This window comes from Erwinia sp. TECH1, from assembly GCF_054057575.1.
Genome location: NZ_JBSRZK010000001.1, coordinates 2,565,612 through 2,586,883, shown reverse-complemented (window position 1 = coordinate 2,586,883; position 21,272 = coordinate 2,565,612). Strand labels below are relative to the sequence as shown.

At 52.4% G+C, this 21,272-nt stretch carries 20 protein-coding genes; 12 read left to right on the top strand and 8 right to left on the bottom strand.

Annotated elements, in window-relative coordinates:
* Positions 1-149: 149 nt before the first annotated feature.
* Genes pspA through ACVWZ0_RS12015 form a run of 6 tightly spaced genes read left to right on the top strand, consistent with a single transcriptional unit; the run spans position 150 to position 4,157 of the window.
* The gene (gene pspA, locus ACVWZ0_RS12040; protein ID WP_253453892.1) at positions 150-815 is read left to right on the top strand and encodes a phage shock protein PspA; all 666 of its coding nucleotides are present in this window, start codon (positions 150-152) and stop codon (positions 813-815) included.
* 54 nt (positions 816-869) lie between these two features.
* Positions 870-1,097, top strand: coding sequence for an envelope stress response membrane protein PspB (gene pspB / locus ACVWZ0_RS12035; protein ID WP_253453894.1), 228 nt, complete (start codon positions 870-872; stop codon positions 1,095-1,097).
* Positions 1,094-1,435 carry an envelope stress response membrane protein PspC gene (gene pspC, locus ACVWZ0_RS12030; protein ID WP_253453896.1) on the top strand — a complete coding sequence of 114 codons (342 nt, stop codon included), beginning with the start codon at positions 1,094-1,096 and terminating at the stop codon, positions 1,433-1,435. The genes pspB and pspC overlap by 4 nt, the downstream gene beginning before the upstream one ends.
* Positions 1,436-1,451: 16 nt before the next feature.
* Positions 1,452-1,676: a phage shock protein PspD gene (pspD, locus tag ACVWZ0_RS12025; protein ID WP_253453899.1), complete on the top strand. Its 225-nt coding sequence runs from the start codon at positions 1,452-1,454 to the stop codon at positions 1,674-1,676.
* A 49-nt stretch (positions 1,677-1,725) separates the two neighbouring features.
* Positions 1,726-3,123 carry a YcjX family GTP-binding protein gene (locus tag ACVWZ0_RS12020; protein ID WP_253453901.1) on the top strand — a complete coding sequence of 466 codons (1,398 nt, stop codon included), beginning with the start codon at positions 1,726-1,728 and terminating at the stop codon, positions 3,121-3,123.
* Complete coding sequence (locus ACVWZ0_RS12015) at positions 3,120-4,157, top strand: YcjF family protein (protein ID WP_253453903.1); 1,038 nt, start codon at positions 3,120-3,122, stop codon at positions 4,155-4,157. The genes ACVWZ0_RS12020 and ACVWZ0_RS12015 overlap by 4 nt, the downstream gene beginning before the upstream one ends.
* A gap of 31 nt (positions 4,158-4,188) precedes the next feature.
* On the opposite strand, the gene ACVWZ0_RS12010 is transcribed toward ACVWZ0_RS12015, so the two are convergent.
* On the bottom strand, positions 4,189-4,875 hold the full coding sequence (locus tag ACVWZ0_RS12010) for a hypothetical protein (protein WP_253453905.1): 687 nt from the start codon (positions 4,873-4,875) through the stop codon (positions 4,189-4,191).
* A gap of 189 nt (positions 4,876-5,064) precedes the next feature.
* Complete coding sequence (locus tag ACVWZ0_RS12005) at positions 5,065-6,576, bottom strand: AAA family ATPase (protein ID WP_253453907.1); 1,512 nt, start codon at positions 6,574-6,576, stop codon at positions 5,065-5,067.
* A 210-nt stretch (positions 6,577-6,786) separates the two neighbouring features.
* Between ACVWZ0_RS12005 and tyrR the strand changes: the two genes are divergently transcribed.
* Complete coding sequence (gene tyrR / locus ACVWZ0_RS12000) at positions 6,787-8,355, top strand: transcriptional regulator TyrR (protein ID WP_253453909.1); 1,569 nt, start codon at positions 6,787-6,789, stop codon at positions 8,353-8,355.
* 393 nt (positions 8,356-8,748) lie between these two features.
* The gene (locus tag ACVWZ0_RS11995) at positions 8,749-9,465 is read left to right on the top strand and encodes a LuxR family transcriptional regulator (RefSeq protein WP_253453911.1); all 717 of its coding nucleotides are present in this window, start codon (positions 8,749-8,751) and stop codon (positions 9,463-9,465) included.
* A gap of 3 nt (positions 9,466-9,468) precedes the next feature.
* On the opposite strand, the gene ACVWZ0_RS11990 is transcribed toward ACVWZ0_RS11995, so the two are convergent.
* Both ACVWZ0_RS11990 and tpx read right to left on the bottom strand, forming a co-directional pair.
* Entirely contained in the window at positions 9,469-10,110 is a 642-nt protein-coding gene (locus tag ACVWZ0_RS11990; RefSeq protein ID WP_253453913.1) for an acyl-homoserine-lactone synthase, read from the bottom strand.
* A gap of 348 nt (positions 10,111-10,458) precedes the next feature.
* Positions 10,459-10,962 (bottom strand): thiol peroxidase, encoded by a 504-nt coding sequence (tpx, locus tag ACVWZ0_RS11985; protein WP_253453915.1) that lies wholly within the window; start codon positions 10,960-10,962, stop codon positions 10,459-10,461.
* A gap of 158 nt (positions 10,963-11,120) precedes the next feature.
* Here tpx and ycjG point away from each other — a divergent pair, with 158 nt between their 5' ends.
* The gene (ycjG, locus tag ACVWZ0_RS11980) at positions 11,121-12,101 is read left to right on the top strand and encodes an L-Ala-D/L-Glu epimerase (RefSeq protein WP_253453917.1); all 981 of its coding nucleotides are present in this window, start codon (positions 11,121-11,123) and stop codon (positions 12,099-12,101) included.
* Here the strand turns inward: ycjG and mpaA are convergent.
* Positions 12,081-12,788, bottom strand: a complete 708-nt coding sequence (mpaA, locus tag ACVWZ0_RS11975) for a murein tripeptide amidase MpaA (protein WP_253453919.1) — start codon at positions 12,786-12,788, stop codon at positions 12,081-12,083. The two genes, ycjG and mpaA, sit on opposite strands and share 21 nt — an antisense overlap.
* Before the next feature lie 166 nt (positions 12,789-12,954).
* Between mpaA and ACVWZ0_RS11970 the strand changes: the two genes are divergently transcribed.
* From ACVWZ0_RS11970 to licT, 3 genes are all read left to right on the top strand, one after another.
* Positions 12,955-14,574 carry a peptide ABC transporter substrate-binding protein gene (locus tag ACVWZ0_RS11970; protein WP_253453921.1) on the top strand — a complete coding sequence of 540 codons (1,620 nt, stop codon included), beginning with the start codon at positions 12,955-12,957 and terminating at the stop codon, positions 14,572-14,574.
* A gap of 151 nt (positions 14,575-14,725) precedes the next feature.
* A complete protein-coding gene (locus tag ACVWZ0_RS11965; RefSeq protein ID WP_253453922.1) occupies positions 14,726-15,055 on the top strand; it encodes a hypothetical protein in 330 nt (109 codons plus the stop codon).
* A 160-nt stretch (positions 15,056-15,215) separates the two neighbouring features.
* A complete protein-coding gene (gene licT / locus ACVWZ0_RS11960; RefSeq protein WP_253453923.1) occupies positions 15,216-16,079 on the top strand; it encodes a BglG family transcription antiterminator LicT in 864 nt (287 codons plus the stop codon).
* Positions 16,080-16,302: 223 nt separating this feature from the next.
* Here licT and ACVWZ0_RS11955 read toward each other — a convergent pair whose 3' ends face one another.
* The 3 genes from ACVWZ0_RS11955 to bglF form a co-directional block, all read right to left on the bottom strand.
* Positions 16,303-17,616, bottom strand: coding sequence for a carbohydrate porin (locus ACVWZ0_RS11955; protein ID WP_253460961.1), 1,314 nt, complete (start codon positions 17,614-17,616; stop codon positions 16,303-16,305).
* A 158-nt stretch (positions 17,617-17,774) separates the two neighbouring features.
* A complete protein-coding gene (gene ascB, locus ACVWZ0_RS11950; protein WP_253453925.1) occupies positions 17,775-19,169 on the bottom strand; it encodes a 6-phospho-beta-glucosidase in 1,395 nt (464 codons plus the stop codon).
* Between the two features lie 17 nt (positions 19,170-19,186).
* Entirely contained in the window at positions 19,187-21,064 is a 1,878-nt protein-coding gene (gene bglF / locus ACVWZ0_RS11945) for a PTS beta-glucoside transporter subunit IIABC (protein WP_253453927.1), read from the bottom strand.
* Positions 21,065-21,272: the final 208 nt, after the last annotated feature.

The window sequence follows — 21,272 nt, the reverse complement described above, 5'->3', positions numbered from 1 at the left end:
TTACCAGGTATTGGTTAATTACGCCACTTTAGAGAAACAAGGCGCGGCTGTAAACCGGCGTAATTAAGGAAAATCAATAAGATAAAAGTTGGCACGCGATTTGAATAGTAATACCCGTAACGCCAAAACAATTTAAGAGGATGAAGATTATGGGTATTTTTTCTCGCTTTGCCGACATCGTGAACGCCAACATTAATTCGCTGCTGGAAAAAGCAGAGGATCCGCAAAAGCTGGTGCGCCTGATGATTCAGGAAATGGAAGATACGCTGGTGGAAGTGCGTTCCACTTCGGCCCGCGCGCTGGCAGAGAAAAAGCAGCTGCAGCGCCGCATTGAACAGGCGGAGATCCAGCAGGCCGAGTGGCAGGAGAAAGCGGAGCTGGCGCTGCGTAAAGATAAAGACGACCTGGCCCGCGCCGCGCTGATTGAGAAACAAAGACTGAACGATCTGACCGCCTCGCTGACGCGCGAAGCCGAACAGGTTGAAGAAACGCTGACCCGTATGAAGGGCGAAATCGGCGAGCTGGAGAAAAAGCTGAGCGAAACGCGCGCTCGTCAGCAGGCGTTGACGCTGCGTCATCAGGCCGCTTCTTCTTCCCGCGACGTGCGTCGCCAGCTGGACAGCGGTAAAATTGACGAGGCGATGGCTCGTTTTGAATCCTTTGAGCGCCGCATCGACCATATGGAAGCCGAGGCGGAAAGCCACAGCTTTGGCAAAAAGAAAACGCTGGATCAGGAATTTGCCGATCTTCAGGCCGACGATGCCATCTCTGAGCAGCTGGCGGCGCTGAAGGCAAAAATGAACCGTAGCGAATAATCTTTGCCGGTGGCATTCCCCGGAATGCCCGGCATATCAATTCAAGGAGAATGAATGAGCGCGTTATTTCTGGCGATCCCGCTGACGATATTTATGCTGTTTGTGGCCCCCATCTGGCTATGGCTGCACTACAGCAAGCGTCAAAACAGTGATGCCACACTGTCGCAAGGCGAGCTACAAAGGCTGCAGCAGCTGACTCAGGATGCCCGCAGGATGCGCGAACGTATCAAGGCGCTGGAGGAGATCCTCGACGCCGAGCACCCTAACTGGAGGCAGCCATGAGCAGCAGGAAACTTTACCGCATTCCCGCGCGCGGCAAGGTAAAAGGCGTCTGCGCCGGGATTGCCGACTATCTGGATATCCCGGTACGGCTGGTGCGGGTTATCGTCGTGCTGTCGATGATCTTTGGTCTGTTTATGCTCACGCTGATCGCCTATTTTCTGCTGGCCTTTGTGCTGGACGAGAAGCCGCAAAGCGCGGAGGAAAACGCCCCGACGGCACATATGCTTTTAGACCAGCTGGAGGCGGAGCTGCGCGGCGGAGAGCCAGGCGTACGCGATATAGAACGCTACGTCACTTCTGAAACCTTTAGCGTGCGCAGCCGATTCCGTCAGCTGTAGGCGCCCGGAGAACACCATGCGTAACTGGCAATCTGCTTTACACCGCAACGCCGCGCCCACGCTGAAAAAGGCCGGTAAGTTCGTGCTGCTGGGCGCGTTAAGCTACGGCCCGGCTGGCCTGACCGGCTGGGCGGTGAAATCCGTCGCGCGTCGGCCGCTGAAAATATTGTTAGCCTGGGCGCTGGAGCCGCTTATCCGCCGCGCGCTGCGGGGCGCAACGGCGCGCTGGAACAAACCCTGAACGTCGCGGCTATGCTATTCTGAGCCGTCGGCCTTAAGGATATGGACCAATGAAACGACTTCAGACAGAACTGCTTTCATTAATGAACCGGGGCGCAGATCGTCATTTGCGCCTCGCCGTCACCGGCCTGAGCCGCAGCGGCAAAACGGCTTTTATCACCTCGCTGGTCAATCAACTGCTTAACGTCAACGCCGACGCGCGTCTGCCGATGTTTTCCGCTGCGCGAGAAGGCCGCCTGCTGGGCGTTAAGCGCGTGCCACAGCGCGATATGGGTATTCAGCGCTTTACCTATGATGAAGGCCTGGCGCAGCTGTATGGCGAGCCACCCGCCTGGCCGACGCCGACGCGCGGGGTCAGCGAAATGCGTCTGGCGCTGCGCTATCGCTCGCAGGAATCTTTGCTGCGCCATTTTAAAGATGCCTCCACGCTTTATCTTGAAATTGTCGACTACCCCGGCGAATGGCTGCTAGATCTGCCCATGCTGGCGCAGGACTATCCTGGCTGGTCGCGACAGATGGCGGGTCTGTTGAATGGCGATCGCGCCAGCTGGTCAGCGCCATGGCGCAAGCTTTGCGCCGATCTGGATCCGTTTGCGCCTGCGGATGAAAACCGGCTGGCGGCAATCGCGGCGGCGTGGACAGACTACCTGCATAAGTGTAAACGGGAAGGGCTGCACTTTATCCAGCCTGGCCGCTTTGTGCTGCCGGGCGATATGGCCGGCGCGCCAGCCTTACAGTTTTTCCCCTGGCCGCAGGCGGAAGAGGCGGACGCCTCCAGGCTGGCGCAGGCGGATGCCAACAGTAATATCGGGATGCTGCGCGCGCGCTATAACTACTATTGCCAGCACGTGGTTAAAGACTTCTACAAAAACCACTTCCTGCGCTTTGACCGCCAAATCGTGCTGGTGGACTGTTTGCAGCCGCTTAACAGCGGGCCACAGGCGTTTAACGATATGCGGCTGGCGCTGACGCAGCTGATGCAAAGCTTTTCCTACGGCCAGCGCACGCTGTTCCGCCGCCTTTTCTCGCCGGTAATCGATAAGCTCCTGTTTGCCGCCACCAAATCCGATCACGTTACCAGCGATCAGCACGCCAACCTGGTGTCGCTGTTGCAGCAGCTGGTACAGGATGCGTGGCAGAATGCTGCTTTTGAGGGTATCGATATGGAGTGCCTGGGCCTGGCGTCGGTGCAGGCTACGCAAAGCGGGCTGGTCGATCATCAGGGCGAAAAGATACCGGCGCTGCGCGGTCACCGGCTGACCGACAACGAACCGCTAACCGTCTATCCGGGCGAGGTGCCGCCGCGCCTGCCGGGCAACGTATTCTGGCAGCAGCAGGGGTTTCATTTTGAACAGTTCAGGCCGCAGCAGCTGGATGCAGACAGGCCTTTGCCGCATATCCGTCTGGACGCGGCGCTGGAATTTTTACTGGGAGATAAACTGCGATGAACGCACCGCTTAAACCGCGTATCGACTTTGCGCAGCCGCTGACCGCGGAAAAAGATGCCGCTATAAAATCCGCCAGACATTTTACCCCGCAGGAGGCGAGCTTTATCGCTGCGGAGCCGGAAGCGCATGTGGAAGAGGAAGACGCGGGCGAAAAGGCGGTCGAGGCGGCGCTGCGGCCTAAACGTAGCCTGTGGCGCACGCTGGTAAAAACCGGTCTGGCGCTGTTTGGCCTGAGCGTCGTGGCGCAGGGCGTGCAGTGGACTTATCAGGCCTGGCAGGCGCAGGACTGGATCGCCCTGGGAGGCTACGCGGCGGGCGGATTGATCGTCGTGGCCGGCGCCGGTTCCCTGGTAGGCGAGTGGCGACGGCTTTACCGGCTGCGCGAGCGGGCCGAAGAGCGAGATATCGGTCGCGAGCTGTTAAACAGCCAGAGCATGGGCAAAGGGCGCGAGTTTTGTGAAAGGCTGGCGCGCCAGGCCGGGCTGGATCGCACTAACCCGGCGCTGCAACGCTGGCATGCCTCGCTGCACGAAACGCATAACGATCGCGAAGTCGTGGCGCTCTATGCACAGATAGTGCAGCCGATGCTGGATAGCCAGGCGCGACGCGAAATCGGCCGCAGCGCCGCCGAGTCAACGCTGATGATCGCCGTCAGCCCGCTGGCGCTGGTGGATATGGCGTTTATCGCCTGGCGCAACCTGCGGCTGGTTAACCGCATCGCCGCGCTGTACGGCATCGAGCTGGGCTATTTCAGCCGCATTCGTCTGTTCCGGCTGGTGCTGTTAAACATTGCGTTCGCTGGCGCTTCCGAGCTGGTGCGGGAAGTGGGTATGGACTGGATGTCGCAGGACATTGCCGCGCGCTTCTCCGCTCGCGCCGCGCAGGGCATCGGTGCAGGCCTGCTCACCGCTCGGCTGGGCATCAAGACGATGGAGCTGTGCCGTCCGCTGCCCTGGCTGGAAGGCGACAAGCCGAGGCTGGGCGATTTCCGCCGCGACCTGGTGGTGAAATTGAAAGAGACGTTGCAGAAGTAGGCAGGTAAAGGTCGGTTATGAGCATGGAGCCTCAACTAACTTTTTGAGGTTCCTCAATCTCTTTATGCCATTCTTCAATGAACTCTTGTGATGCTAATAATGCTTCATAATACACCGCATCCCATTGGTTAATATTTACCCTTGAAATAGACGTTTTTCTAAGGGTTAGTGTAGCAATAAGATTTTTTGTAGAATCTAACTTCAGGCTGCAATAAAAATATTTTTCTGAAATTAATAATGTTGCGGCGTGGCTTTCATAAAGGCTCTTAATTTCAAGCGTATTGAAGTGGTTTTCAATTCTTTCCTTTAATAATGCAGGTGTGCCGGGAGGTGTATCGACATAGTACTCCAGTCTGACTTTTGGTGTATTGAAGACTCGTGCACGTAGCCAACGTATATTAACGATATCATCAAAATATGGGTGAATGGTTTGCGAATTTTTAGGTAATTGATACTTATCTCTTTTTGCATTGTTACAGTCTGTGCAGCATGGGTAGAGGTTAATAGGCATAATAGCATATTGTGGGTAGTGAGCTTTAGGTAAATAATGATCCAAAGTGTTTATTTTTCTTAAGGCACATAATGGGCAGACATTATTTAAGGATGCATCATAGATTTCATCGTAGTGTTCCCTGCCTTTTACGAGTTTTACCATGCCTTTAGTGTATAGATTTTCCATTTCTTTAGCAGTAATAATGCCATAAACCTTACTTAGCACTGGTAGGGTGTTGAGTGAGGCAGTTACGCCTTTTATATGATAAATAGCGTTGAAAAAAAAAATATACTATTAATTATTGTTTTTTTTATAAGTGCTATATATTCCACTTATTGGGTTTTTGTCAGAGATGCTATCCCGATGTGCCTGAAAGTAACAAGTAGTAGGCTTAGGCAGTTTTAACATATAGTTTTACCTCGAGGTCAGGGCAGAAAGAATTGTGATGGCTTCAGAGCCAAGTTTTCCATCAAATTTTTCGAGTGCGGAGGTAAAACTGTCTTGGGGTGATACGGCCCTTTTTATTAGAGATACATATCCACTCTTGTCATTATCGAGCATAAATACACGATGTGTTAAAAGCGAAACATTTTCACCAAAGGTTTCATATTCCGGACGGCAGGAGCGGGTAGTTGTACCGGGCCGATTTAAAATGGTAACACAGTTTCTGGATATCTCCTGAAGTACCACAGGTGAATGCGTTGCTAAGACGGCTACCCCATTGGTGCTAATCAGTAAATCGGATAACGCCCTGACAAGGTTAGCCAGCATAGGGGGATGGAGATGAACCTCAGGTTCATCAAACAAAACCAGGCTTTTTTCCTGAATTTTTTCCACCAGAGAAGTCAGTGTCAGTATAACTATCTTGTGGCCAGAGCTTAATTTATTGAAAAAAGATATGTGCTCATTATTGCGGATAAAATAAAATTCAGTTTGTGAAGGTGAGTTGATAATATCATTGATAACATCGAGCATAATTTCTGGTAGAGCTAGCTTATTGAGTGCGTCAAGGAGGAATTCTTTTTTAGGTGAGTATTTGCAAGCCTGTATGCTGCTCATGAAATCAAACCCGAGCTCATATTTATCATGTGGGTAGTGATTTCTATAGAATGAAATATTTTCATTTTCTGGTCTTATTTTGTTAATGCCAATATGTGAATAATTTATCATGGATTGTGCGTTATGATGTTCATTTGCACTCTCAAATCCACCAAATGCACTGAATGATATCGCAATAAGATTAGCGAATCGGTCATCGTTACGCATTTGCGTTTTGATATTTCCGCTGCCCCATTGTAGATTCTCAATTATTGAATTCAACAGGTGTGACTTACCCACGCCGTTGTCACCAATGATTGCATGAATATTAGTCGGAAGAATTGATGTGGGCAATACATCGAAATCGATATTTAGCTTAAAGTCCCTGTCATTGGCAAAGCAAGAGAATTCATAACTACTGAGTTTACTTCGACCGGATAAAATGTTACGAAACTGACCTGTTATCGTTGGAGTAGCGACATAGCGCTGTAATGACTCCGTCATGATATCCTGATATTGGTTGCGGTAAAATAAACTTTCATTCCAAACGATATCATTCATAATATTCAGGATTGAATGCATCACAGATGGCGTAAGAGCTTTTAGATTCTCATAATACCGATCGCTTTGCCCTAAACTGAAATAACCTTCCGGAAGTTTGGGGCAGGAATCTGGTAGAGAAGGTCTTTTACCGCTAAGCTTTTCATTTGGGCAGCCTATTTTTACATAACCAATAGTGTGCTTATCACCTTTGCTATCAGCAAACACCATCAGATACTGTGTATTAAAACGCCCCCAGTCGTCCCAGTTATCCTGTATCAGGATAACTGCATTTTTCCTTTTCAAAGAAGCAAGCTGGCTTTGTACAATTCGAAAAATTTCAAGCATCAGGTAAACCCATAATTTAAGAATAAAGAGGTATAAGAAACATCCTAATGCTGCCTTTAATTTATAACAAGCTGCTAACAAAGGTAGGTGATACCTTTTGTTAATCAGACATAACAGGCTTGGCTGTCAACTTTTCCTTCCAGAACGCTTCTGACCCCTGCGGCAATGGGGTATTATTAATGTCCGCCCGGAATTGATAAAGGTTTATACATGCGTCTGGAAGTCTTTTGCCACGACCGACTTGGTCTGACCCGCGAACTGCTCGATCTGCTGGTTGAAAGGAACATCGACCTGCGCGGCATCGAGATTGCCTCAATCGGCCGCATCTATCTTAACTTTTCAGCTGTGCCCTTCGAGCAGTTCAGCCAGCTGATGGCGGAAATCCGTCGTATTCCCAGCGTCACCGACGTGCGCACGGTGGCGTTTTTGCCGTCCGAACGCGAGCATCGGGCGCTGAGCGCGCTGCTGATTGCGCTGCCGGAGCCGGTGTTTTCCATCGATATGAAAAGCAAAATTGAGCTGGCGAACCCGGCAGCTCAGGCGCTGTTTTCGCTTAATGAAGAGAAAATGCGTAACTACGGCGCAGGCGCGCTGATTGGCGGCTTTAATTTTCAGCGCTGGCTGGAAAACGAGCGCATTGAGCCGCAGGCGCATCATGTGGTATTGCAGGGCCGCGACTTTCTGATGGAAATCACGCCTATTTTTACCGCAGGCGAGCACGAACAGGCAGACCGGCCAGCTGGCGCGGTAGTTATGCTTAAATCCACCGCCCGAATGGGCCAACAGCTACAGAACCTGGCGGTTAACGACGACAGCGAGTTCCAGCATATCGTGGCGGTTACGCCAAAAATGCGTCAGGTCGTGGACCAGGCGCGCAAGCTGGCGATGCTGGATGCGCCGCTGCTGATTGTAGGCGATACCGGCACCGGCAAAGATATGCTGGCACGCGCCTGCCATCTGCGCAGCGCGCGCGGTAAAAAACCTTTCCTGGCGCTGAACTGCGCCTCGCTGCCGGACGACGTGGCGGAAAGCGAGCTGTTTGGTCATGCCGCCGGCGCCTATCCCAACGCGCTGGAAGGCAAAAAGGGCTTTTTTGAGCAGGCCAACGGCGGCTCGGTGCTGCTGGACGAGATAGGCGAGATGTCGCCAAGAATGCAAACCAAGCTGCTGCGTTTTCTTAACGACGGCACTTTCCGCCGCGTAGGCGAAGAGCATGAAGTGCACGTAGACGTGCGGGTAATCTGCGCCACGCAGAAAAACCTGACGGAAATGGTGCAGCGCGGCGAGTTTCGCGAAGATCTCTTTTATCGACTGAACGTGCTGACGCTGAACCTGCCGCCGCTGCGCGATCGCCCTCAGGATATTTTGCCGCTGACGGAAATGTTTGTTGCGCGTTTCGCCGACGAGCAGGGCGTCGCCAGACCCAAGCTTTCTCCTCAGCTTAATGCCTTCCTTAGCCGCTATACCTGGCCCGGCAACGTCCGCCAGCTGAAAAACGCGCTTTATCGGGCGCTGACCCAGCTGGAAGGTTATGAGCTGCGGCCGCAGGATATCGTTCTGCCGGAGTTTTCGATGGATATTCAGCTTGGCGAAGAGGCAATGGAAGGATCGCTGGACGACATCACCAGCCGCTTCGAGCGTTCGGTGCTGACCAAACTTTATCTCTCTTATCCCAGCACGCGCAAGCTGGCGAAACGGCTTGGCGTCTCGCATACCGCTATCGCCAACAAGCTGAGGGAATATGGGCTGAGTAAAAAAGCGGACAGCGAAGGGAAATAATTGATTAATGATCGTTCAGCAAGAGTCATGGCTGATATGATCACATAGTCATTAAAGAAAAATAAAATGACATCGGATAAATTTTATCTGATCAATTAAGGCAAGACCGTAACAAGGTTCTCGTGTTGGGGTTAGGCAACAGATGCCCCCCTAAATGAGGGGGGGCATCTAGAAATAAGCTCGTCTGGATGGTATAACTCTTGGTGATGATTAACATAATTTCCTTACCAAGGGTTATTATTAAGATGGTTGATTAAAAATAGCAACAGATGGTGAATGTGGCTGCCAGGATTTATTTGTAAGCCCTTAAAGTGATATGTTAAAGGATGTCTGTATCATATTAAAAAGAATACCGAAATTATTATTTTCTAAACTGACTGCCGGAGGTTGAAAATGAAGATGGAATTTCAAGTCAATGATATTATTAAAGAATTTATTGAAGCGGCACTACACCATCTTGGTGAGCTAAAATGGGCTTACGTTATCCTTTCTAAAAAAAATCTGTCACGTATATTTCATGTTACTAATTACCCTGCTGAATGGGTGAAATACTATCAAGAAAATAGCCTGCAATACACCGATCCCGTGGTTATTACGGCTTTGAATCGTCTCACACCATTCTTCTGGGACGAGAAAATCAAGGTTGGAAACGATTTTGATTTATCAGGAATATTCGCCAAAGCAAAAAAGCATAGTGTCATTAATGGTTTTACCTGTGTTTTGCATGATTATAAAAATAACCTTGCCACTCTCTCTTTTATTATTGATCCTGAAAAAAAAGAAGAAATAAAATCCTGTCTCAATGAAAATAAAGCTCTCATCGACTTATTGCTTGCCACCGTCCATGAGAAATACTTAGCGCTTAATTCATTGCCAGATAACGAAGAGGAAACTGTATCTGGAACTGATCTTTTTACAGAAAGAGAAAATGAAGTATTGTATTGGACAAGTGTGGGGAAAACTTACCCTGAAACGGGAATGATTTTAGGTATTAAAACTACTACAGTGAAGTTTCATATGTCTAATATCGTTAAAAAGTTAGGCGTAACAAATGCAAGGCACGCAGTGCGTCTCGGCGTGGAACTTCAACTTGTGAGGCCAGTTAGATAAAAATTAAAGCTTATTAAGCACAAAAGGCCACTGTTCTAACAAAGTTTGAGGAAGTTTTTTTTCTTTATCAAGGATTTCCTCTTTTAATTTCCTACAACTTTCATCATCAATATGTCCTAATAATAAATGGACAGGCTCGCCCTTCTCTGACTGTCCTGTTTTCAGTTTTGTGATTTTCCAGCCTGATTGTTCAATGATTTGCATCATAGCATGACTGGCTACAGCAATGATGCCTTCATATTGGTGTTTCCGTGCAAAATTAATTAGCGATAAAAAAAGAATTTTAGTGACGGGGAAGTTATATTCTAATAGATTTCTGGTGCGCATTTTATCCACAAAAAAGCGTGTTGATTCAATATACTTTCCTTCCGGTATTTCGATATCTTTGAAAAAGCTAAAGAATGTTTTTTCAAGCATATTAGCATTACTCATAGGGATTATTCTTGTTCCGCATATTATTTCTTGATCGACAACACCAAGAATATAGTTTGTTTGTACATCATCAAACTGATCGTTTTCCATTCCATTTATACATGTCACAGCCCATCCAAGTCTGTCATAAAAAGTGCTTTTCCTTAGGGTATACAAATCAATTTTTGCCCTCGAAGAAAGATCTACATAGTTAATGCTATAAATATTAAACATAATGCTACCCGTATAAATTTTGAGTTTATATGCGGCAACACAATTTGATTTCCTGAGATGACGCCGAGACCTGAAAATGATAATGGTAATTATCATTTTTGCGAGTGATTTATGATGTAGAAAAAAAGATTTCATTCTTACAATAAGTTGCAGGACGAAGTGCAGATATTTTTCTGCATGGCAGGGGAGTTTAACGGTTATCAAAAGGATTGAGATTTAAAAATTTTTGAATTGATAACCGTAAGATTTTACGGAGATGTATTTTCTTTTAAGAAAAACTAAAGTATTAAACGTGGCTAATAAAAACACCTAAAAAATAACAAGCCGGTTACTAACCGGCTTACTAAATTACTTCAGCACGGCCAGCGCGGCGTCATAATCCGGCTCGGTGGCGATTTCATCGACCAGCTGGCTATGCAGCACCTTATCCTGCTCGTCCAGCACGACGACGGCACGCGCCGTCAGTCCTCTTAGCGCGCCGTCGTTAAGCGCCACGCCATACTCTTCTTTAAACGTCTCACCACGCAGGGTGGAAAGCGTAACCACGTTATTCAGGCCTTCCGCGCCGCAAAAACGCGACTGGGCAAATGGCAGATCGGAAGAAATGCACAGCACTACCGTGTTTTCTACCTTTCCGGCAAGCTCATTAAATTTACGCACCGAGGCGGCGCAAACGCCGGTATCCACGCTCGGGAAAATATTCAGCACCTTGCGCTTGCCCGCATAGTGCGAGAGCGAAACATCAGAAAAATCTTTAGCTACCAGCGTAAATGGTTTCGCGGTCTGGCCCGGCGTCGGCAGCTCGCCTGCCACGGCGACCGGATTGCCCTGAAAATGTACGGTCTGAGTCATAACTTTTCCTTATTAACGCGGTAAACGAATGTCTGAGTGTAAGCTATGGGGCTAAACTCCAACAGCGCTAAACACAACATTTCCCGCTTTATTGTCAAAATCCCCGTGGAATGGCTATGGTGTGGAAAGAATCATTGCTCTGCCAAAAGGAACCTTTAATGAGAAGTGTCAAAGTCTGGCCGGAAACCTGGCCGTTGCGCGCGCCTTTTGTTATCGCACGCGGCGGCCGCAACGAAGCGGACGTGCTGGTGGTGGAACTGGAGGAAGAGGGGATCGTCGGCACCGGCGAAGCCACGCCCTATGCGCGCTATGGTGAAACGGCGGCTTCAGTGCAGGCGCAAATCACGGCGCTGACCAAAGATCTGGAGCAGGGCATGACGCGTGAGCAGCTACAGCAGGCGTTACCCGCTGGCGCGGCGCGTAATGCTATCGACTCCGCGCTGTGGGATCTGGAAACCCGCAGGGCAAACAGCGATCTGTGGCGGATGACTCATGTTGTGCGTCCCGATGTGGTGGAAATGGCTCAGACCATCAGTATCGACTCGCCGGAAGTCATGGCCAGCGGCGCGCTGGCGCTGTGGCAGAACGGCGCGAAGGTGTTGAAAATCAAAATGGACAACGCGCTGATCACGGAAAGGCTGGTGGCTATCCGCACCGCCGTGCCGGACGCCACGCTGATCGTCGATGCCAATGAGTCCTGGCACAGCGAAGGCCTGGCGGCGCGCTGTCAGCTGCTGGCGGATCTGGGCGTGGTGATGCTTGAGCAGCCCTTACCGGCGGCGGACGATGCGCTGCTGGCCAACTTTATCCATCCGCTGCCGATCTGCGCCGATGAAAGCTGCCACACCCGCGAAAGCCTGCCTCAGCTGGCGGGACGTTATGAAATGATTAACATCAAGCTGGATAAAACGGGCGGGCTGACCGAGGCGCTGGCGCTGGCCGCCGCCGCCAAAACGGCCGGGCTGGAGGTGATGCTGGGCTGTATGCTTTGCACCTCCAGAGCCATTCGCGCCGCGCTGCCGCTGGCCGGCACGGCCCGTTTTGTCGATCTGGACGGGCCTACCTGGCTGGCGCAGGACGTGACCGCCTTGCCGTTCCGCTGCGGCAGAATCGCGCTTTCAGAAAGTCTTACTCAATAGCTCGACCAGCGCGGTCAGATATTTTTCGCTGGCCTCGTCTGCCGAAACGGGCGGCAGCTCGGCGGTGATCACCGGCAGCCCCAAATCGGCGCACCAGCTGCCGAACGAGCCTGGCGTGGCGTAGCCGACAGACGTGACCAGCGGCAGCCCCATCTTTTCGGCCAGCCAGCGGCCCGGCTCGCTGTCGAGCGGATCCTCAATACAGGCCAGCGGCTCGTGAAAACTCACTACCCAGGCGGGTTTAAGCTGGTGGATCAGCGCACAAAGCGCCTGCGTTTCCGGTTCTGATCCAGCGCTTTCCCCTGTGGAAAGCGTCACGTCCCGTTCATTCGCCGCGCTATTCCAGCGATAAACTGTCTCGCCCGGCTGCCAGTTAGCCGCAGGAAAATTACGGTTCAAATCCACGCCGCGCGCGTTTGCCCGTAGGCCAAGCTGGCAGCCGTCGGGATTAACCGCCAGCACCACGTGATGGCGACGATGCCTTTCGTGCAGCGTGCGCATGGCGCAGGAAAGGGTGATCACCGCCGCCGTTTCGTCGCCGTGTGTCCCGGCCAGGATCAGCCCGCTGGCATCATCCGCATTCGGCGCGGGAAACCAGAGCAGGGGGGCGCCCAGCACGCTGCTGCCATAGCGCAGGCGATCGGCCTCCAGCTTGCCGCGCCGGGGCCGTGGATGATTCTGAGGCATAGTGACTCCAGAGGATTTGTCTAAAAGCTTTTTATAGCAGACTCGGCGTACTCAAAGGAGGATGTTTTACGTGTTGTGAACTGACGAGCCGGAAAATGCTGTAATTATCACAATCAGTTGCGCTAAAGTTCCCTCTAAATTCCGTTGCCCTGACTGAGGTATCCTGATGAGGAACGCTTTTCGTTTTACGCTGACGCTGCTGGCCCTGAGCGTCAGCGCTTCTCTCTGCGCCGCAGAGGTGCCGGCCGGCACCGAACTGGCCGCCCGCCAGGAAATCGTTCGGCATATCAAAGACGAACCCGCCTCGCTCGATCCCGCTAAGGCGGTAGGGCTGCCGGAAATCCAGGTTATCCGCGATCTCTTTGAAGGATTGACCAATCAAAACGCGCAGGGCGAAAGCGTGCCGGGCGTGGCGACCCAGTGGCAAACCACCGACAATAAAACCTGGATTTTCACGCTGCGTAAGGATGCCCGCTGGTCGAATGGCGATCCCGTGACCGCCAGCGATTTTGTTTACAGCTGGCGGCGGCTGGTCGACCCGAAAACCGCCTCCACCTTCGCCTGGTTTGCCGATCTGGCCGGGATCGCTAACGCCGCCGCTATCACCAAAGGCGAGATGACGCCCGATAAGCTGGGGGTTAGCGCGCTGGACGACCATCGGCTGAAAGTGACGCTGGACAAGCCCGTGCCTTACTTCGTCAGCCTGACCGCTAACTTCAGCCTCTATCCGGTACCGCAAAAAGTAGTGGAGCAGCAGGGCTCTGCCTGGACGCAGCCCGACAGGCTGACAGGCAACGGCGCCTATAAATTGCAGGAAAGGGTGGTAAATGAAAAGCTGGTGCTGGTGCGCAACGATCGCTATTGGGATAACGCGCATAGCGTCATTAATAAAGTGACTTTCGTGCCCATCAACGAGGAGTCAAGCGCGACCAAACGCTATCGCGCGGGTGATATCGATATTACCGAATCTTTTCCTAAAAACATGTATGGCCTGCTGAAAAAGCAGATCCCTGACGAGGTGTATACGCCGGATCAGCTGGGCACTTATTACTACGCTTTTAACACGCAGAAAGGGCCGACGGCGGATGTGCGCGTGCGCAAAGCGCTTTCGTGGAGTATCGATCGCCGTATTATTGCGGAAAAAGTGCTGGGCACCGGCGAGAAACCCGCCTGGCATTTTACGCCGGACGTTACCAACGGCTTTAAGCCGCAGCCGGGCTTCCTGCAGCAGCATTCTCAGGCAGAGCTGGACGCTCAGGCTAAAACGCTGCTGGCGGCGGCGGGCTATGGGCCGACGCACCCGCTCAGCCTGACGCTGCTGTATAACAGCTCTGAAAACAATCAGAAGGTCGCCATCGCCGTCGCGTCTATGTGGAAGAAAAACCTGGGCGTTAACGTGAAGCTACAGAATCAGGAGTGGAAAACCTATATCGACAGCCGTAACAGCGGCAGTTTCGATGTGATCCGCGCTTCCTGGGTAGGCGACTATAATGAGCCTTCCTCTTTTCTGAGCCTGCTGACCGCCAGCCACAGCGGCAATATTTCGCGCTTTAAAGATGCGGCCTATGACGAGTTGCTGACCAAAGCGAGCCGGGAAACCAATGCCGGGATCCGTAATGAGAATTACAATCGGGCGGAACAAATCCTCGCGGATCGGGTGCCCATCGCGCCTCTTTATCAACTCTCTAACGGCCGCCTGATCAAGCCCTGGGTCAAAGGTTATCCGATAACGAATCCGGAGGATGTGGCGTACAGCCGGATGCTTTATATCGTTAAGCATAACTAAGTACGCGCCGGAGCAGCTGTCGCTCCGGCCATAGCAGGCGGCCTCTTCGCTAACGCTCAATAAACCAGCTAATCGTGCAGGTGCTTTACGCATCGTTATCGGATTGACGAGAGATAATAACGGACAGTGACTCCCCGTTATCAGGTGCTTTATGACTAAAATCGTTACGCTGCTTTCTTTACTAGTGCTGTTATCCGGCTGCGCGTTGAAACACTATCCTTCTTCACCCTCGGTGAGTGAAGTACAAAAAACGACTCTGGACTGCCCGGCAGTGCAAAAGGAAATTGCCAGCCAGCAGCAGGTACAGCAGCAGATTGATAAAACCGGCGAGTTCAGCGGGCTTACCGTACTGGGTTTTATCGGTGACTTCGGCATTGGCAACGGCGTGGCGAAAAGCCTGGCGCAGAAACATGCTGACCAGCGGATGATCCAGTTGAAACAACTGGAAAAAACCAAATGTTCCGCCACGCTGCCGGGCTGAAAAACGCGATTTACGAGAGATCTCACAGTTTCATCACGCAGCGCTTGAGCTACACCCGCAATGATCTATGGTAGCGGCTGGATTGCTACTGCTTCGCTGCAGGCAAAACCTGACATCGGCGCGATCCGACCGTCAGGTTTTTTTATTTGTGGGTAACTAAATGGATATTATCAAAGTACTCAATAACAACGTGGCGATAGTGCTGGATAAACAGGGCAAAGAGCAGGTCGTGATGGGGCGCGGGCTGGCCTTTCAGAAACGACCGGGCGAGCGGCTTGATCCCACGCGGGTGGAAAAAGTCTTTGCCTTGCAAAGCAGCGAGCTGACAGGGCGGTTAGCCGAGCTGCTGACGGAAATCCCGCCAGAGGTGCTTGCCGTCAGCGAATGCATTATCGCGCAGGCGAGGCAGGCGCTGACCACCGCTCTGCATGAAAGCGTGGCGATTGGTCTGACCGATCATATCCACTTCGCGCTTCAGCGCCAGCAGCAGCAAATTCCCTTGCGCAACGTACTGCGTTGGGAGATCCGCTCGCTTTACCCTAAAGAATATGAGCTTGGCCTGGCGGCGCTGACGATTAGTGAGAAGCGGCTGGGCATGCGTCTTGAAGAAGATGAAGCTGGTTTCATTGCGCTGCATCTGGTTAACGCGCAGCTGCATAGCGCGATGCCGGAGGTACACGCCATCACGCGGTTTATGCAGCAAATTTTGGATATCGTGAAATATCATCTGCAGATCGAATATCAGCCCGACTCGCTGAGCTATAACCGCTTTGTCACCCATCTTAAGTTCTTTGCCCAGCGGATGTTGGGGAAAAACGGCGTGGTCAGCGACGACCGCTCGCTGCACGACGTGGTGCGCAACCGCTACCCACAAGCCTATCGCTGCGTTGAGAAGATCGACCGCCATATCGTAAAAAATTATGCCTATACGCTGGGAACGGAAGAGCGCATGTTTCTGACCATTCATATTGAGCGGGTCAGAAAAGAGACGCTGGCCCTGGAAGAGCATGAGGATGAGGCGTAAGCTCGCAGGGCAGGCCTGACAAAGAGCAGGGCGACGAAATCTGGTATCGGGATACCGGGCCGCGGCTTATAGTAAGCATTATCAGTTATGCCTTACGTGCTATGGATTACAGGCTACAGATTTCAAACCTTATCAGGGCTGCTTACAAATCCACTATCAGAGAACGCCGCCTGAAGTCTCCCATACCGGCGGAAAATTCATCGCGGCGTGCCGATGTTTTTAATCAGAAAGTAATAACCGTTTTTACTCCTGTTACCCAGGCGTCCTGCGTTTCCCGTAAAGCACCGGGACGGTGCCAGTATTGCACTACTGGCTGAACCTCCAACCACGAGGTCGCACGCAGGCGATAGTAGAGCTCGGCGTTGACGGTGTGACCAGGAAGAGGGTGATAAAGCGCATCGACATCGTCGTGTGTTCCCTGTAGCTCGTTAAGGTATTGCTGGTTCCGGCGGTAATCCTTGCTTATTTCAATCCATGTAGCGCCCAGTCCCAGCCAGTCATCGGGCCGTGCATCGGCCAGGCCGTGATAGCGTAACGAAACGGCTGCGACCCGATGCAGCAGGTTACTGCGCCTATCGCTTAAACTCATACTGAATGAAGAGCTCAGCCCGCGGGTGGCATCGTCTTTGTGTCGGGTAAGCTGCTGGTTAAAGCCGCCGTACAGAAACCAGGTTCGATGATGGCTACGATAACCTTCCGCATCGTCAGCGCCGGTAGCCTGGGACTTTCCGGCATAAAAATCGGTTTGCGTCGCATTGGTAAACAGCAGGCCCAGGTTATAAATTCCGGGCAGGTTATTTATGCGAGTTTTTATTTCCAGCTCCAACGGCAGCACCACGCCTTTGCTGCCTCTGGTTGACCCGCTCCAGGCATGGCCGCGCGACTCAGCATTTGGGTTCTGCTCCATTATGCCGCTTTTTAAGGTCAGCTCATCGTTAAGTTTATATTGCAGCGTGGTTCCCCAGTAATGCACGTTCCAGTTATACCAGGTAAAAGAGTTAGCTGATTTGCCGCCGCACTGCGAAAGTAGCTGAAAGTCACAGGGGATTATTTGATCGAAATCCTGCACCTTGTTCATCATACCAATGCGCCAGTGCAGACGGCGATCGTGAAAGGTCCGGGCGAAAGTTAACCAGCCCAGACGGGTGATGGAACCCCGGCCGGAGCTTTCCTGAGCAATATCGTTAGCGCTGACCCTGGGATCCTGTAATCGTTTAAAGGTCAGGCTGTCATCGTGATTGCGATTAACAATATTGCCCTCGATTTTGGCATCGGCAATATTCGTCAGGTCTTCAAGATCCTGCCCGAACGTCAGCGAAAACTGATCGATATAGGCTGCATGACGATCGTGGTTGTAACCACCGGCAGCATTATAAGCAACCTGACTTAAATAGCCGAGGTTGAAATGGAAACCATCCGCCTCCAGAACCGGCCTTACCCCACCCATGTCGCCGAGCAGCCCTGGCGTGGAAGGAACAAAGCCCAGGGCCTCTCCCTGCCAGGCTTCGCTGGCGTAAGCGGGCGGGCCTGAAACCATCAGGCCAAAAACGATTGGCGTAATGAGCGTTCTGACTTTAAAGGTGTAAGCGATCTTTCTCATCCGTTATTCCTTTAACCGATTCAGGCAGGCTATTAACGACATTGCCGGAAGGCGTTAACTGCCCTCCGGATTGAGCATGTCCGGCCTGGATTTATTCACCGCTGGCTCAGAGAGGCACCCTGGGTTTTTATAACCTCGCGATACCACCAAAAACTCTTTTTGGGCCTGCGCGCCAGCGTACCGTTTCCCTGGTCGTCGCGATCGACATAGATAAAACCGTAGCGTTTGGAAAACTCGGCTTTCGAGGCGCTCACTAAATCAATTGGCCCCCAGCTGGTATAGCCCCAGACCTCCACGCCGTCTTTAATGGCTTCACGCACCTGCACCAGATGATCGTTCAGATAAGCGATGCGATAATCGTCGTTGATTGCGCCATCCGCTTCTGCCTTATCCCTGGCGCCCAGGCCGTTCTCCACGATAAACAGCGGCTTTTGATAGCGATCGGCAAGCATATTCAGCAGCAGCCGCAGTCCCTGCGGGTCGATCTGCCATCCCCATTCAGAGGCGGGAAGATGTGGGTTCGGCACCATATCCAGCACGTTGCCACGCGCCAGGGCCGCTGTTTTATCCGCCGTGGCGCAGCCGCTCATGTAATAACTGAAGGAGATAAAATCAACGGGTTCGCGCAGATCGATGTTGTCCTGCTCGCTGATAGCTATTTCGATACCTTGCTGTTTAAAAAAGCGTGCCATATAGGGTGGGTAAGCGCCGCGCGCCTGTACATCGCCAAAGAACAGCCATTCACGATTTTTTTGTAGCGCTTCGAGCATATCTTCAGGACGGCAGGTCAGAGGATAAAGCAGGCCGCCCAGCAGCATATTGCCGATTTTGCCTTCAGGCACAATTTGATGGCAGGCTTTTACTGCCCGTGCGCTTGCCACCAGCTGATGGTGAATGGCCTGGTATATCGCCTGTCTGCTGCTGTTTTCCGGCAGGCCTACGCCGGTGAAAGGCGCATGCAGTGACATATTGATCTCATTAAAGGTGAGCCAGTATTTTACTTTGTGCCTGTAGCGCTCAAATACCGTGCGGGCATAGCGTTCAAAAAAAACAATTGTTTGACGGTTGCCCCAGCCGCCGTAATTGCTGACCAGGCCGTAGGGCATTTCGTAATGCGAAAGCGTCACCATCGGCGCAATATTATATTTAGCCATCTCGTCAAACAGGCGATCGTAAAAAGCCAGTCCGGCCTCGCAGGGTTGCTCCTCGTCGCCCTGTGGGAAAATGCGTGTCCAGGCGATGGAGATGCGTAACACCGTGAAGCCCATTTCGGCGAACAGCCGGATATCTTCCGGATAGCGATGATAAAAATCGATGGCAATATCCTTGATGTTAAAATCGCCCGGCTGGCGCGCAACGCGTTCGCCAAAAATGCCGTGCGGTTGCAGATCGGAGGTCGACAGGCCTTTACCACCTTCCCGCCATGCTCCCTCAACCTGATTAGCGGCCATCGCGCCGCCCCAAAGAAAGTTTTGTGGAAATGTATGCATAATTGCTCCTTAAGCAGTTACATAATCAGCTTCAGCAACGCGCCGTTTTCCGCTACCTGTTCCCGATCGCTGGCGGGAAGCACGTCAAGATAGTCGTCGCTGTTGCTGATGATGACGGGCGTGGTCAGGTCATAACCGGCTTCACGCAGGGCCGGAAGATCGAACTCAATGAGCAGCTCCCCACGGCGCACTGGCTGATCCTGCGCCACGTGAACGGTGAAATAGTTGCCGTTCAGCTGTACCGTATCCAGCCCGACGTGGATCAGCAGCTCCACGCCGTTTTCGGCGATCAGGCCAATCGCGTGTCCGGTGCGAAACAGCGAAGCCACGCGACCGTCCAGTGGGGAAACGACACGACCGCAGTCGGGCACAATCCCTACGCCTTTCCCCAGCAGGCCGCTGGCAAAGGTTTCGTCGGCGATCTGTTCCAGCGGCACTACTTTGCCGCTTAGCGGGCTGGTCAGGGTAAAGGTGTGCGTCAGCTTTTCCGGGGGAGGCTCCGGCGTCGCATCGACGAGGGTTTCGGTTTCCTGCTGTGGAGCAAGACCGAAAAAGTAAGTGGCGACGGCCGCAAAAATCAGCGACAGCAGGGCCCCTGCCAGTACGGCATAAACGGTGATATCAATGCCCGTTTTAGGCACGCTCTGAAAAATCGTAAAGATGCTGGCCAGTCCAAACGAATAAACGCTGGCATGGTAAAAACCGATCAGCGCCGCGCCCAGCGCGCCGCCGATACAGCCAAAGATAAAGGGACGGCGGTTAGGCAGAGTGACGCCATAAACCGCCGGCTCGGTAATGCCAAAAATGGTGGCGCTGAAGGCGGAAGCGGCAATGCCTTTCAGCCTGCGATCGCGGGTTCGCAGCAGCACGCCCAGCGTCGCGCCGCTCTGGCCCATTACGGCGGCGAACAGCAGCGGCATCATAAAGTCCTGGCTATGCATGCTGAGGTTATTAATCATCAGCGGCACCAGCCCCCAGTGCAGGCCAAAAATAACCAGCACCTGCCAGAAACCGCCGAGGAAAAGCCCGGCGATCAGCGGACTCAGGGCGTAAATCCACAGATAGCCGTCAGCCAGCTGGTTACTGAGCCAGGTGGCGACCGGACCGATAACTAAAAAGCTCAGCGGTACCACCACCCCCAGACAAAGCAGCGGCGTAATAAAATTCCGGATGGCATCCGGCAGGCGCGAATTAACCATTTTCTCCAGCAGGCTGGCGACCCAGGCGGCGAGTAAAATGGGGATCACCGACGAGGCGTAATTGATAAGGATCAGAGGAACGCCGAAAAAGGAGAGCGGCGCTTCGCCGCTTTGCGCCTGATTAAAGGCTTCCAGCATTAAGGGATGCACCAGCGCAGCCCCAATCGCCATCGACGTAAAAGGGTTGCCGCCGAATTTTTTACCGGCACAGTAGCCGAGCACGAGGGGGAAAAAATAAAACAGCGCATCGCTGGCGACGAAAAGAACCCGATAGCTGCCGCTCTGCTCCTGCAGCAGCCCGATCGCCAGCGCCAGCGCCAGCAGGCCTTTCAGCACGCCGGAAGCGGCCATTACGCCAAGGAACGGGGTGAAAATGCCCGAAACGATATCGATAAAACGATTAAAGAGAGACAGTTTTACGGGCGCAGCGGCAGCCTGTTCGCCTTCACTTAAGCCGCCTTCGCTCAACAGCGCCTGATAGACGTCGCCGACATGATTGCCTATCACCACCTGATACTGACCGCCGCTCTCGACGATCGTAATAATTCCCGGATTGTTTTTTAGCGAGGCCGTATCGGCCAGCGCTACGGATTTAAGCCTGAAGCGCAGTCGGGTCGCGCAGTGTACCAGTGACGCTATGTTTTCCCGGCCGCCCACGCCTTGCAGAATTTGTTGGGCCAGCTGCTGATAGTTCATAAAACGCTCCCTGCACCTTCGCCTTAACTGAAAAAAACCAAAAAAAACCTGAACCGCTTATTTTCGTCACGGGCATGAAAATAAGCGGTTCAGGTTTTGCCTGCGTAGACAGTGACAACCCTGATTAGCATTCAGGATAGTTTCTTAAAGGCGAACAAATAACAAGCATCGGCGATGGGTTGATGACTGAATCGTGAGGCGGATCGAG